Source organism: Lysobacter humi (ex Lee et al. 2017), from assembly GCF_054781815.1.
In genome coordinates this window covers 48,022-60,302 of sequence record NZ_BAAGTR010000006.1, presented here as the reverse complement: position 1 = coordinate 60,302, position 12,281 = coordinate 48,022, and the positions used below count along the sequence as shown (strand labels likewise).

Genomic DNA, 12,281 nt, shown 5'->3' with positions numbered 1-12,281 from the left:
TTTTTCAAACGCGACGCATGGCCACCGGCTAGGCTCTGGTGATCGACCGGCCGGCGCCGGATCCGTGGACTCCCATGAGCACCCTCGCCTCTCCCCGTGCGGCCGCCTCGCCGCTCGCGATCGCCTTCGCGCTCGTCACGCTCTACATCCTGTGGGGCTCGACGTACCTCGCGATCCGCTTCGCCCTGCACGGCTATCCGCCATTCCTGCTCGGCGCGATCCGCATGTCGCTCGCCGGCGCCCTGATGTACGCGGTGCTGCGCTGGCGCGGCACGCCCGCGCCGACGCTGAAGCAGTGGAAGACGCTCGGCGTGCTGTCGATCTTCATGGTGCTGCTGTCGAACGGGCTGGTGAACCTCGCCGAGACGGAGGTCTCCTCGGGCCTCGCCGCGATCGCGGTCTCGTCGATGCCGCTGTTCGCCGGCGTCTTCGCGATGCTGCGCGGCCGGCATCCCACGCGCATCGAATGGACGGGCCTGATCGTCGGCTTCCTCGGTGTGATCTGGCTCAACGCCGGCAGCGCGCTGACCTCGTCGCCGATGGGGCTGACGTGCCTCGTCATCGCGCCGATCGCCTGGGCCTGGGGCTCGATCTGGAGCCGCGACCAGGACCTGCCCGAGCCCTTCATGGCCGCGAGCGGACAGATGCTCGCCGGCAGCGTCTGGATGCTCGCCGCAGCAGTGGTCACCGGCGAGCGCTTCGAGGCGGTGCCCGATGTGTCGTCCACGATGGCGATGCTCTACCTCGTCGTCGCCGGCTCGATCTTCGGCTTCACCGCCTACATCTGGCTGCTGCACCACGTGCGGCCGGCGCTCGCGACGAGCTACGCCTACGTCAATCCACCGATCGCCGTTTTGTTCGGCGTGCTGCTCGGTGGCGAGCACTTCACGGCGAGCGACCTCGGCGCGATGGCGGTGATCCTCGCGGGCGTGGCCGTGATCACGCTGGCCAAATCGCGCAGCGCGAAGCCGCCGGTGCCCGCCGGCGAGGCCGCCGCCGCACCGGTGCGCGAGCCGTCCGCATGACGACGGGCGTCGACCGGCGCGGCCTTCAGATCGCGGTCGCGTCCTTCGTGCTGTGGGGCGTGATGCCGCTGTACTGGCACCTGCTCAAGGCCGTGCCGTCGCTGCAGATCACCCTGCACCGCATCCTCTGGAGCGCGGTACTGGTCTGCGCCTGGCTCGGATGGACGCGCCGCGGCTGGCTGCGCGCCACGCTCGCGCAGCCGCGCGCGGCGGGCCTGCTCGCGCTGAGCGGCGTGCTGATCGGCGGGAACTGGGGCCTCTACATCTGGGCCGTGAATGCCGGCCACGTCGTCGAGGCGAGCCTCGGCTACTTCATCAATCCGCTGCTCAACGTCGTGCTCGGCGTACTGGTCTTCCGCGAGCGGCTCACGCGTCTGCAGACGGTGTCGGTCGCGCTCGCCGCGCTCGGCGTGCTGTGGCTGACCTGGCGCTTCGGGGCGCCGCCGTGGATCGCGCTTGCGCTCGCCGGTTCGTTCGCGGCCTACGGGCTGATCCGCAAGGTGGTGGCGGTGGAATCGGTGGGCGGGCTCGCGGTGGAGAGCCTGTACCTCGTCGGCCCGGCCGTCGCCCTGATCGCATGGAGCCAGGTGCGCGGCACGAGCGATCTCGCCGGCGCGTGGTGGCCCGGCCTCGACCTGCTGCTGGTGCTCTCGGGCGCCCTGACCGCGCTACCCCTGATCGGCTTCGCGTACGCGGTGCGACGCGTGCCGCTGAGCACCGTCGGGCTGCTGCAGTACATCGCACCAACGCTGCAGTTCCTGATCGGCGTGCTCGTCTTCCACGAAGCCTTCGACCGCGACCGCGCGATCGGCTTCGCCTGCATCTGGCTCGCGCTCGCATTGTTCGCCGGCGAAAGCGCCTGGCGCAGTGGCCGTGCGACGCCGCGCTGAGGCGGTCAGGTCGCCCGCAGTGCGTCCGTGACCGGAATCCGCGCCGCCCGCAGCGCCGGCAGCAGTCCACCGAGGAAGCCGATCACCAGCGCGCCGCCGAGGCCGAGCAGCACCAGTTGCGGCGTCACCGCGAAGTTGAAGGCGACCTGGGTGAACGAGCCCGGGCTCAGCGTCGATACGCTGTAGCCGTTGAACAGCCCGTAGGCGAGGACCGCGCCGATCAGGCCGCCGGTGAACGCGAGCACCAGCGATTCGGCCATCACCGAGGCGACGACCGGCAGCTTCCGGAAGCCGAGCGCGCGCAGCGTACCGATCTCGCGCGTTCGCGCCGACACCGCCGAATACATCGTGTTGAGCGCGCCGAACAACGCACCGAAGGCCATGATCACGGTGATGAAGCCGGTCAGCACGCGGATCAGGAAGGTGAGCGTCTCGGACTGCTTGCTGAAGTAGTCGACCTCGCGCTCCACGTCGACGGTCAGCTGCGGGTCGTTCTTGAGACGCGCCTTGAGCGAGTCAAACGAGGCCTCGTCCTGCAGTTGCACGAGCACCGACGAAAAGCCGGTGCGGCGGAACGTGCCCTGCACCGATTCGGTGTCGGCCCAGAGTTCGGATTCGTGCCCATCGCCCTTGGAGCGGAACGCGCCCACCACCGTCCACGACGAGCCCTTGAAGGCGAGCCGGCGCCCGACCTCGAGCCCCGCGAACTGCTGCTGCGCCTGCACCCCGACCATGAGCTCCTGCAGCCCGGGGCGGAACCGCCGGCCCTCGACGATCTCCACCTCCGGCCGCAGCTCGAAGGCGATCGGCTCGACCCCACGCAGGGTGACGTTCGTGCTCGCGCTCTCGCCGCGACGCGAGGCCTCGGTGATCACGATCAGTTCCCCGGACGCGAGCGGCAGGCCGTCGCGACCGCGGCGGATCGCGGGGTCCTGCTTGATCAGCGTGACCAGCGAGCGGTCGAGGAAGCTCGACAGCTCCGCCCCGGCGCCGCCGCGCAGGATCACCGCGCGGTCGCGCTGCCCGGTGCTGCCGAGCGTGCGCGACAGGCCGCTCGCCATCGACAGCATCGCCACCAGCACCGCGACGACCCCGGCGATGCCGACCACGATCACCAGGGACGCACCCCACCGCTGCGGAATGCTCTGCAGGTTCATCCAGACGATCTCGCGGATCTGGCGCCAGGTGTTCATCGCGTCACCGCCCCGCGAGCGCGTCGACGATCTTGAGCCGCATCGCGCGCAGGGCCGGCGGTAGGCCGACCGCGCTCGCGAGCACCAGCACCGCCGCGACCACGAACAGCCACACGCGCCGGTCGGGCTCGATCGGTGGGAAGCCCGCGGGCAGCGCCGCGGTCACGACCGATGCGAGCGCCATGCCGATTGCCGCGCCGAGCGCGCACAGCAGCAATGCCTCGGCGAGCACGAGCCACAGCACGGTGCGATCGGTGAAGCCCAGGCACTTGAGCACCGCGAGCTCGGGAATCCGCTCGCGCACGGCTTGGCTCATCGTGAAGCCGGTGAGGATCAGGATGGTGAAGAACACCGCGCCGCAGATGGCGTTCATGATGAAGCCGATGTCGCCGAACTGGTTGATGAAGCCGAGCTGGAAGTCCTGCTCGTTCTGGCTCTTGGTCTCGTCGGCGGAGTTCGCGAAGCGGCGGTCGATGTCGGCGGCCACGCGGGGCGAGTCGAGCGGATCGCGCACGCGCACCACGAAGACGCCGGCCAGCCCGCGCGCACGCTCGCTGCGCCCTTCGTCGAACTGACCGAAGTTGAGATACATCAGCTGCGTCTGGTCCTGCCACTTGCGGTCACGGCCGTCGAAGATGCCGACGATGCGCCATTCCCACAGGCGATCGCCGTCGGCCTTGGTCCAGATGAAGGAATTCAGCGGCACGATGTCGCCGAGCTTCCAGCCGTACTGGTCGGCGAGCTTGCGGCCGACGATCGCGCCGTCCTGCGTCGAGATGAAGCCGCGCCATTGGTCGTCGGGCATCACCCACTCGGGATAGGTGTCGCGCAGGCGCTGCGGATCGACCGCGAACTGCGGGAAACCTGCTCGCTCGTCCCGATACTGGCCGCCGAAGAACTGTGACCAGCCGACCCGCTCCACGCCGCGCACCGATTCGATCTGCGGGAGCATGCGCAGTGGCAGCGGCTGGGTGAACGAGGTCTTGGCCTGCACGATCAGGCGATTGGCGCCGAGGAAGTCCGCGCCGCTCGCGAACAGGGAGTTCACCGCCTGCAGAAGGCCGATCAGCAGGAACGCCGCGGCGAGCGAGAGCAGCGTGAGCACGGTGCGCGTCTTCTTGCGGAAGAGCGAGCCCCACACCAGCGGCGCGTACTTGCGGATCATCGGGTGACCCCGGGGTGCAGGGCCGCGACGCGCGCCGAGCGCGCGTGCCAAGGCATTGCATGCGACCGCGATGCGCACAGGGCATCCGCCGCTGTGCACCCGATCCGATCAGTGCGCGCCCGGATCATCGACCAGCGTGCCCTTGTCGAGATGCACGGTGCGCCGCGCGTAGTCGGCCGCCTTCGGATCGTGCGTCACCATCACGATGGTCTTGCCGAAGTCCTCGTTGAGGCGCTGCAGCAGCGTGAGCACCTCGTCCGCCGTCTTGCGGTCGAGGTCGCCGGTGGGCTCGTCGCAGATCAGCAGCAACGGATCGGACACCAGCGCACGCGCGATCGCCACGCGCTGCTGCTGGCCGCCGGAGAGCTCGTTGGGCTTGTGCCGCCCACGCTCGCCGAGACTGACGAGCTCGAGCGCGATCGCCGCGCGGCGCGCGCGCTCGCCGGCGCCCATGTCGGTGAGCAGAAGCGGCAGCTCGACGTTCTTCTGCGCCGTCAGCACCGGCATCAGGTTGTAGCTCTGGAAGATGAAGCCCACCGTGTTCGCACGCCAGGCCGCGAGATCGTCGCCGGAGAGGTCGTCGATCGCGACGCCGTCCACGCGCAGCTCGCCGCCGCTCGGCGAGTCGAGCCCGCCGATCAGGTTCAGCAGCGTGGTCTTGCCCGAGCCGGACGGGCCCATCAGCGCGACGAAATCGCCGCGCGGGATGTCGAGGTCGATGCCGTGCAGTACCTCGACGCGTTCCTTGCCGCGCTCGTAGGCCTTGGTCAGCGCGCGGATCTCGACCAGCACCGGCGCATCGCGCGAGGGGTCGGCCACGTCACTTCGCCCCGGCGCCGACCGTCACCTTCTGCCCGTCGCGCACCTTCGCCGGGTCGACGATTACCGGCGTGCCCGCGGTAATGCCCGATGGAACACGCCGGTCGGCATCGCGCACCTCGGCGAGCGGTACCTCGCGCGCATCGGCGCGCCCGTCGGCGACCACGAAGACGGTGCCCGTGCGCGCCTTGGCGGCCTCGCCGTCCGACGTGCCTTCCGGCAGCCGGATCGCGCGCGCGGGGATCCAGACGCCCGTCGGCTTCGGCGCGTTAGCGCCCGCACGCTCGAGGAAGCTCACGCGGACGCCCATGTCCGGCACGATCCGCGCGTCGCGCACCTTCAGCGCGATGCGCACCTTCACCGTCGCCTTGGTGCGGTCGGCGGTGGGGATGATCGCGATCACGTCGCCGGGGATGCGCCACTCCGGATACGCATTGAGCACGGCCTCGACCGGCATGCCCGGCTGCACGCGGCCGATGTAGGCCTCGTTGACGTCGACCTGCACCTCGAGCGAGTCCATGTCGACGATCGTGCCGATACCGGTGCGGGTGAAGCCGCCACCGGCGCTGATCGGCGAGACGATCTCGCCCGGCTGCGCGGCCTTCGCGGTGACCACGCCGTCGAACGGCGCGCGCACCACGGTGTTCTCGACGCCGATGCGCGCCACTTCGAGTTGCCGGCGCGAAACGTCGGTGCTGCTGCGCAGGGCACGCAGCTGTGCGGCGAGCGCATCACGCTGCGCGACGGCCGCCTCGAACTGCGCACGGGAGACGAGCTTCTGACGCGCCAGGGGCGACAGGCGGCCGACGTTCGCATTCGCCTCGCGCAGCTGCGCCTCGACCTGCCCGGCCTGCGCGCGACTTGCGCCCACCTGCGCACTTGCGAGCGCCTCCTGCGCGCCGGCCTCCAGCGGATCGAGCGTGGCGAGCACCTGCCCTTCGCGCACGCGCTGGCCTTCCTCGATCAGCACCTCGCGCACCTTGCCCGTCACCTTCGACGAGACCGTCGCCATGCGACGCGCGACGATGTAGCCCGAGGCATCGAGCACCGAGGCATTGGCCGGATCCGCGGCGTCACGCGCGGGCGTCGTCTCCACGGGCGCCGCGCGCATCGCGCCGAGCGCGACGACGGCACCGATCGTCAGAAAGGCGAGGCCGCCGACGATCCACGGCCAGCGACGGCGGCGCCGGGCGGGCCCGCCCGGGCGGCGCTCGATCTTGAGTTCCTTCAGGGCGTCCTGCGTCGTGCTCATGGCATCCGTCTCGTGGTCGACGCGAGGATGGGGGCGCCGGCCCCGTTCCACCAGCCTGCCGGAAGTCAGTTTCCGCCGGAGGCCACGTCCTGCAGGAGCCGGTACATGGTACGCAGGCCCTGCGCCTCGCCGCCCGCGGGCTTGCCCGGTCGGTCGGCATCGTTCCAGGCGTAGACGTCGACGTGCAGCCACTTCTGCTGCGCCGGCACGAAGCGCTCGAGGTACAGCGCCGCGGTGATGCTGCCGGCCATGCGCGAAGGCCCGCTGTTGGCGAAGTCGGCGATGCCGCTGGTCAGGTAGCGCATGTAGGGGCGCCACAGCGGCATGCGCCAGAGCGGATCGCGCAGCATCGCGCCGGCCTCGAGCACGCGCGCGGCGAGCGCCTCGTCGTTCGCGTACAGCGCGGGCAGGTCCGGCCCGAGCGCGATGCGCGCGGCGCCGGTGAGCGTGGCGAAGTCGAGGATGAGCGCGGGCTTGAGCTCGCCGGCGAGCACCAGCGCGTCGCCGAGGATGATGCGGCCTTCGGCGTCGGTGTTGTCGATCTCGACGTGCACGCCGCTGCGCGTGGCGATCACTTCACCTGGGCGCAGCGAATCGGGCCCGATCGCGTTCTCGACCGCGGGCACGAGCAGCGTGACGTGCAGCGGGAGCCGACGCGCCATCACCAGTTCGGCGAGCGCGAGGGCATGGGCCGCGCCGCCCATGTCCTTCTTCATGTTGCGCATGCCCTCGCCGGGCTTGATGTTGAGCCCACCCGTATCGAAGCAGACGCCCTTGCCGACGATCGCGACGTGCGGATGCGCGGCATCGCCCCAGTCGAGGCGGATCAGGCGCGGCGCCTGCTTCGCCGCGCGGCCGACCGCATGGATCGCGGGGAAGCCGCGGTCGATCAGGTCGTCGCCGCTCACGACCTCGATGCGCGCGCCGTGGCGCTCGCCGATCTCGCAGGCGGTGCGCTCGAGGTCGTCCGGCCCCATGTGCTGCGTCGGCGTGTTGACGAGGTCGCGCACGCGCACGCAGGCGGCCAGCACGTCGAGCAGCGCGACGTCGGCGTTCTCGACGACCAGCGTGGCAGGTGCGCGCGGCGCGGCGCGGTAGCGGCTGAAGCGGTAGGCACCGAGCCCCCAGCCGAGCTGCAGCGCGTCGCGCTCGGGCGCGGGCAGGTCCGTGGCCAGCGCCCAGGCGCGCGGCGGCAGGGCCATCGGGCCGTGCGCATAGGCGAACGGATCGAGCGGATCGTTCACTGCGAGCAACGCCCCGCCGATACCGCCGGCACTGTCCGGCAGTGTGAGCACCGACGACGGCGCCGCGTCGAAGGCCTGCGCATCGAGCCAGGCCTGCACGTGCGCCGGCTGCGCTTCGCGCCAGGCCGGCAGCCGCGCGCGATCGACGACGTGCAGGGCGAGTGCGCCCTCGGCGCGCGAGGTGAAACCGTTCGGAAGGTTCATGCGGCGGTGGGATCCTGGCGGAGGTGCGCGTCGACCCAGTCGGCGAGCGCGGTGAGATCGGTGAAGGTGAGATCGGGCCGCGGATCGCGGTGCGGCCACTCGCGTGCCTCGCGATCGATCCAGCAGGTGCGCAGGCCGGCGCGCGCGGCGCCGACGACGTCGAGCTCGATGTCGTCGCCGACGTGCAGCACCTCGTGCGGCGCGACGCCGAGGCGCTCGCAGGCCGCGAGGTAGATGCCGGGCTCGGGTTTCGCGGCGCCGAATTCGCGTGCGCCGAGCTGGAAGCGGAACAGCGGCATCAGGCCGATGCGCGTGAGGCAGGCATTGCCATTGCTCACCGCGGCGAGCGGCAGCCGTGCGGCGAGGCGTTCGAGTGCGGGCACGGTGTCGTCGTAGTGCTCGACCTCGCAGCGACCGGCGAAATAGGCCTCGAAGGCGCCGTCGGCGAGCGTGGCGTCCTCGCCGGCCTCGGCGAGCATGCGCTCGAGCATCCAGCGTCGCTGCGCGGTCATGTCGTGCGCCATCCGGGGACGCTCCGCGTCACAGGCCAGGCGCAGTTGCTGGCGCCGCGCGAGAGGCCAGCGTTCGGCGGCACGCGGTGCATGCGTCGTCAGCCAGGCGTCGAGCGCGGCCTCCGCGCGATCGATCGCGGGCATGATCGGCCACAGCGTGTCGTCGAGGTCGAGGGTGATCGCGCGGACGGTGAAGGCCATCGCCCTATTCTAGCGACCGGCCGTCTTCCGACGCCGGCTCACAGGCCCGGCGGCAGGAGCGCCTCGAAGCGTGCACCGCCGAGCTCCTCGGACGCGGTGACATCGAGCGAGCCGCGATACGCGCGCACCAGGTCCTGCACGATCGCCAGGCCGATGCCGTGGCCCTGCACGCGCTCGTCGCCGCGCACGCCGCGCTGAAGGATCAGTGCGACCTTCTCGGGCGGAATGCCGGGGCCGTCGTCGTCCACGGCCATCAGCAGGCCGGGGCGGCGGCCGTCGCTGCAGGGCACGGCCTTGACGGTAAGCAGCACGCGCGACTTCGCCCATTTGAAGGCGTTCTCCAGCAGGTTGCCGAGCAGCTCCTGCAGGTCGCCGGCCTCGCCGAAGAATTGCAGGCCCGGCTCGAGCTCGAACTCGCAGAGCACGCCCTTGGCGGCGTAGACCTTCTCCAGCCCCTTCACGATCTCCTCGGCATGCGGCTCGATCGCGATCGGCGCGGAGAAGAGCGCATGCCCGCGACTGGCGCCGCGCGCGAGCTGGTAGGAGACGATGTCGTTCATGCGGCGTACCTGCGTGTCGACCTCCTCGCGCAGGGCGGCTTCGCCGGCGGTGGTGTCGTCCAGGCGCGAGCGCAGCACGGCGAGCGGCGTCTTCAGGCTGTGCGCGAGGTCGGCGAGCGTGTTGCGCTGGCGGTCGAGGCCCTCGCGCTCGCTCTCGATCAATGCGTTGATGCTGTCAGTGAGCGGCTGCAGCTCACGCGGATGCTGCTCGCTCATGCGCGAGGCCTGCCCGCGTTGCACGCGCTTGAGCTCGGCGATCACCTGCCGCAGCGGCAGCAGGCTCCATCGCATGATGATGCCCTGCAGCAGCAGCAGGATCAGGCCCGCGCCGCCGAGGTTGCGCCACAGCGCGCCACGGAAGATCTGCACCTGCTCGCCGAGTGCGTCGGCGCTTTCGTAGACGTAGATCGTGTACGGGAATTCGGCCGACGGGTTCTCCTCGCTCGACCAGATCAGGCCCATGCCGTAGCGGTAGACCTCGCCGGCGCGGCCGTCGATCTCCTTCATCGGCAGCGGGCCGTCGAAGCGCTCGGTGCCGGCAGGCAGCAGTGCGGCATCCGGAAGCGCCGGGCCCTGCGCGGACTCGGAGTCCCAGTGCCCGTTCGGGAACACGACCTCCGCGTACAGGCCGCTGCCGGGCCGCGCAAAACGCGCATCCGGCGGGTCGTACGGCTCGACGAACGACCCGTCACGCGCGAAATCGCTCTCGCGCACGAAGGCGAGCGCATGGCTCGCCAGCCGCTCACGCAGATAACTGCGCGCCGTCTTGGTGAAGGCACGATCGAGCGCATAGCCCGCGAGCGCGAGGAACGCGATCAGGCCCAGGCTCGCCGCGAGCAGCTGGCGGGTCTGCAGCGAGCGGGGCTGGCCGATCCTCATCCGGGCGATCATGCGTGAACGTCGTTCAGCCGGCTACTGGCGCGTCGATCACGTACAGCCGCAATTGCGGCTGGCGAAGAACACGTCGATAGAGCCCAGAACGCACGACGCCGCGCGGACGCGGCGTCGGAAAGCGGCGGGCGCCACGCGGGCGCGCGGTTCACTCGCCGCTGCGCGGAATCGCGAAGCGGTAGCCGCGACCGCGCACGGTCTCGATCGGCTTGAGCGTGCCGTCGGGATCGAGCTTCTTGCGCAGGCGGCCGATGAAGACCTCGAGCACGTTTGAATCGCGGTCGAAGTCCTGCTGGTAGATGTGCTCGGTGAGATCGGCCTTCGAGACCAGCTCGCCCGCATGCATCATCAGGTACTCGAGCACCTTGTACTCGTAGCTGGTCAGGTCGACGTTGCTGCCGTTGACGGTGACCGTCTGCGCGGCGAGGTCGAGCACCACCGGCCCGCATTCGAGCTGCGGCTTGCTCCAGCCGGCCGCGCGGCGCACCAGCGCGTTGATGCGCGCGAGCAGCTCCTCCACATGGAACGGTTTGACGAGGTAGTCGTCGGCGCCCTGCTTGAGGCCCTCGACCTTGTCCTGCCAGCTCGAGCGGGCGGTCAGGATCAGCACCGGGAATTTCTTCCCCTGCTCGCGGAGCGCCCGGATGAGCTCCATGCCCGACATCTTGGGCAGGCCGAGGTCGATGATGCCGACGTCGAACGGGACTTCGCGGCCCATGTAGAGGCCTTCCTCGCCGTCCTGGGCGGCATCGACGGCGAAACCTTCGCGCCGCAGGCGCGCCGCCAGCGTTTCGCGCAGCGGGGCCTCGTCTTCGACCAGCAGAATTCGCATCGGTGAGCTCCTGAGCAACGGCCCGTCGGCCTCGGGCGGCAGGTCCGCCCGCTGTTCAGGTAGCTTAGCCGCTTCAGTCGTCGTCGCGGCGTGTAGGCGCGGGGCCGCGCGGATCCTCGGTGATCACGCGCACCCGACCGGTCGAATCGAGCACCTTGATCCGGTTCATGTCGCGGCCGTCGAAGGGCACGCGCTCGGCGCTGAGGATCCGCCCGCCGGTGGCGCGCTCGACCCGGCGGACCGCCTCGGCGAGCGACTGCGGGTCCGGACGCTGGTCGTGCACGCGCGTCGCCCGGGCCTCCGGGCCATTTCCGCGGCCGCGGTCATTGCCCGGATCGGCCATCGCCGGCGCAGCGGCGAACAGCAGGACGGGCAGGAGGACGCGACACACGGGGGAGACGGACATGGACGGACTCACGCGGCGACCGGGCAGATCACCTTGCCCGCGAATTCTTGGAATTGTGCGGTGAATCCGATCTGAACTTTTTCTTCACGAATCGAGTCCATTCAGCCCCTCAAAAAATCTCGGCGACGCAGCAGCGCAGCGAGCCACCGGCCGCTTCGATGGCATCGAGCGCGACACTTTCCACACGCAGGCCCGCCGCGTCCAGCCGCTCGCGCGTCGACACCGACAGTGCGCCGGCCGCGCGCGCGCTCATCCACACCCGCCCCGGATCGAGGCTGATCGCATTGCCGGCGAAGGCCGCGTGCTCGACGTCGGCGAGCTCGATCGCATGCGGTGCGTAGAGCGCTGCGATCGCGTCGACGGCGGCGCGGTCGGCGAAGCCCGCGGGACAGACCAGCGCAGCGCGGCCGGCGAGTACGGCGAGCACGACGTTGGTGTGGTACTCGCCCGGCGCGAGGTCGAACATCAGCGTGGCGCGCAAGCCGAACGCCTCGTGCATGAGCCGCGCACCCGTCTCGTCGCAACGCTCCGACAGGCCGGCGAAGCCGATGCCCCGCGCGCGGTCGATCACCAGCGCACCGGTGAGCTCGCACGGATGCGGCTGGGTCGACAGGTCGACCGTCGGGTAGCCGAGCACGTCGCCGAGGAACCCGCGGATATCGGCGCGCTGCGACTCGCGTTGACGCACCGGGTGGCGCATCCGCCCGATGATCGCGCGCCCTTCGCCGGCCACGCGCGCCGTGGCGAAGACATTGTTCGGGAACGTGGCGTCGGGCGTGTCGGGCGCGCCGGGAAAGCAGAGCGTCGGCACGCTCGTGGCGAGTGCCTGCTGCAGGGCGCGGTGCTGCGCGAGCGCCGCGCCGGGATCGAAGCCGTCCGCGCCCGCCATGTAGCGGTTGTCGCGTGCGGATTCGTCGGCGCGACGGAAATCGTCCGGCGCGACGAGGAAGGCCGCGCGCGCGGTGGCCGGTCCGAAATCCGGCGCGAGCCCGCGCGTGGCCGCGAGGAAGGCGGCGACGTCGCGGGTGACGAGGCCACCTGCCGTGGAGGGCACGACCGGATCCGGGCTGGCTCCAGCCTGCCGGTG

Annotated in this window: 11 protein-coding genes and 1 pseudogene; 2 read left to right on the top strand and 10 right to left on the bottom strand. The window is 70.8% G+C overall.

Going from position 1 to position 12,281, the window contains the following annotated elements; translation table 11 throughout:
- Positions 1–74: 74 nt before the first annotated feature.
- Together yedA and rarD are read left to right on the top strand one after the other, a co-directional pair.
- Positions 75–959: pseudogene (gene yedA, locus ACYVJJ_RS05765) on the top strand (drug/metabolite exporter YedA); the annotation flags it as partial.
- Between the two features lie 62 nt (positions 960–1,021).
- The gene (gene rarD, locus ACYVJJ_RS05760) at positions 1,022–1,915 is read left to right on the top strand and encodes an EamA family transporter RarD (RefSeq protein ID WP_460831872.1); all 894 of its coding nucleotides are present in this window, start codon (positions 1,022–1,024) and stop codon (positions 1,913–1,915) included.
- A gap of 5 nt (positions 1,916–1,920) precedes the next feature.
- Here rarD and ACYVJJ_RS05755 read toward each other — a convergent pair whose 3' ends face one another.
- The 10 genes from ACYVJJ_RS05755 to ACYVJJ_RS05710 all read right to left on the bottom strand — a co-directional run bounded on the left by ACYVJJ_RS05755 (position 1,921) and on the right by ACYVJJ_RS05710 (position 12,248).
- Positions 1,921–3,108 carry an ABC transporter permease gene (locus tag ACYVJJ_RS05755; protein ID WP_460831870.1) on the bottom strand — a complete coding sequence of 396 codons (1,188 nt, stop codon included), beginning with the start codon at positions 3,106–3,108 and terminating at the stop codon, positions 1,921–1,923.
- A 4-nt stretch (positions 3,109–3,112) separates the two neighbouring features.
- The gene (locus ACYVJJ_RS05750; RefSeq protein WP_460831868.1) at positions 3,113–4,273 is read right to left on the bottom strand and encodes an ABC transporter permease; all 1,161 of its coding nucleotides are present in this window, start codon (positions 4,271–4,273) and stop codon (positions 3,113–3,115) included.
- Positions 4,274–4,381: 108 nt separating this feature from the next.
- Positions 4,382–5,065: an ABC transporter ATP-binding protein gene (locus ACYVJJ_RS05745; RefSeq protein WP_460831949.1), complete on the bottom strand. Its 684-nt coding sequence runs from the start codon at positions 5,063–5,065 to the stop codon at positions 4,382–4,384.
- Positions 5,066–5,093: 28 nt separating this feature from the next.
- The gene (locus ACYVJJ_RS05740) at positions 5,094–6,344 is read right to left on the bottom strand and encodes an efflux RND transporter periplasmic adaptor subunit (protein ID WP_460831866.1); all 1,251 of its coding nucleotides are present in this window, start codon (positions 6,342–6,344) and stop codon (positions 5,094–5,096) included.
- A gap of 65 nt (positions 6,345–6,409) precedes the next feature.
- Positions 6,410–7,792 carry a leucyl aminopeptidase family protein gene (locus ACYVJJ_RS05735; protein ID WP_460831865.1) on the bottom strand — a complete coding sequence of 461 codons (1,383 nt, stop codon included), beginning with the start codon at positions 7,790–7,792 and terminating at the stop codon, positions 6,410–6,412.
- On the bottom strand, positions 7,789–8,505 hold the full coding sequence (locus ACYVJJ_RS05730; protein WP_460831863.1) for an HAD family hydrolase: 717 nt from the start codon (positions 8,503–8,505) through the stop codon (positions 7,789–7,791). Before ACYVJJ_RS05730 ends, ACYVJJ_RS05735 begins: the two co-directional genes overlap by 4 nt.
- A 38-nt stretch (positions 8,506–8,543) precedes the next feature.
- Positions 8,544–9,944 (bottom strand): ATP-binding protein, encoded by a 1,401-nt coding sequence (locus ACYVJJ_RS05725; RefSeq protein ID WP_460831862.1) that lies wholly within the window; start codon positions 9,942–9,944, stop codon positions 8,544–8,546.
- A 160-nt stretch (positions 9,945–10,104) separates the two neighbouring features.
- Positions 10,105–10,788, bottom strand: a complete 684-nt coding sequence (locus tag ACYVJJ_RS05720) for a response regulator transcription factor (RefSeq protein ID WP_460831860.1) — start codon at positions 10,786–10,788, stop codon at positions 10,105–10,107.
- A gap of 73 nt (positions 10,789–10,861) precedes the next feature.
- A complete protein-coding gene (locus tag ACYVJJ_RS05715; RefSeq protein ID WP_460831859.1) occupies positions 10,862–11,194 on the bottom strand; it encodes a PepSY domain-containing protein in 333 nt (110 codons plus the stop codon).
- A 109-nt stretch (positions 11,195–11,303) separates the two neighbouring features.
- Positions 11,304–12,248: an arginine deiminase-related protein gene (locus tag ACYVJJ_RS05710; RefSeq protein WP_460831857.1), complete on the bottom strand. Its 945-nt coding sequence runs from the start codon at positions 12,246–12,248 to the stop codon at positions 11,304–11,306.
- Positions 12,249–12,281: the final 33 nt, after the last annotated feature.

Bases quoted from the DNA above. Each gene is read 5' to 3' on its own strand.
- rarD (WP_460831872.1), top strand. From the start codon at position 1,022: ATGACGACGGGCGTCGACCGGCGCGGCCTTCAGATCGCGGTCGCGTCC.
- ACYVJJ_RS05755 (WP_460831870.1), bottom strand. From the start codon at position 3,108: ATGAACACCTGGCGCCAGATCCGCGAGATCGTCTGGATGAACCTGCAG.
- ACYVJJ_RS05750 (WP_460831868.1), bottom strand. From the start codon at position 4,273: ATGATCCGCAAGTACGCGCCGCTGGTGTGGGGCTCGCTCTTCCGCAAG.
- ACYVJJ_RS05740 (WP_460831866.1), bottom strand. From the start codon at position 6,344: ATGAGCACGACGCAGGACGCCCTGAAGGAACTCAAGATCGAGCGCCGC.
- ACYVJJ_RS05735 (WP_460831865.1), bottom strand. From the start codon at position 7,792: ATGAACCTTCCGAACGGTTTCACCTCGCGCGCCGAGGGCGCACTCGCC.
- ACYVJJ_RS05730 (WP_460831863.1), bottom strand. From the start codon at position 8,505: ATGGCCTTCACCGTCCGCGCGATCACCCTCGACCTCGACGACACGCTG.
- ACYVJJ_RS05725 (WP_460831862.1), bottom strand. From the start codon at position 9,944: ATGAGGATCGGCCAGCCCCGCTCGCTGCAGACCCGCCAGCTGCTCGCG.
- ACYVJJ_RS05720 (WP_460831860.1), bottom strand. From the start codon at position 10,788: ATGCGAATTCTGCTGGTCGAAGACGAGGCCCCGCTGCGCGAAACGCTG.
- ACYVJJ_RS05715 (WP_460831859.1), bottom strand. From the start codon at position 11,194: ATGTCCGTCTCCCCCGTGTGTCGCGTCCTCCTGCCCGTCCTGCTGTTC.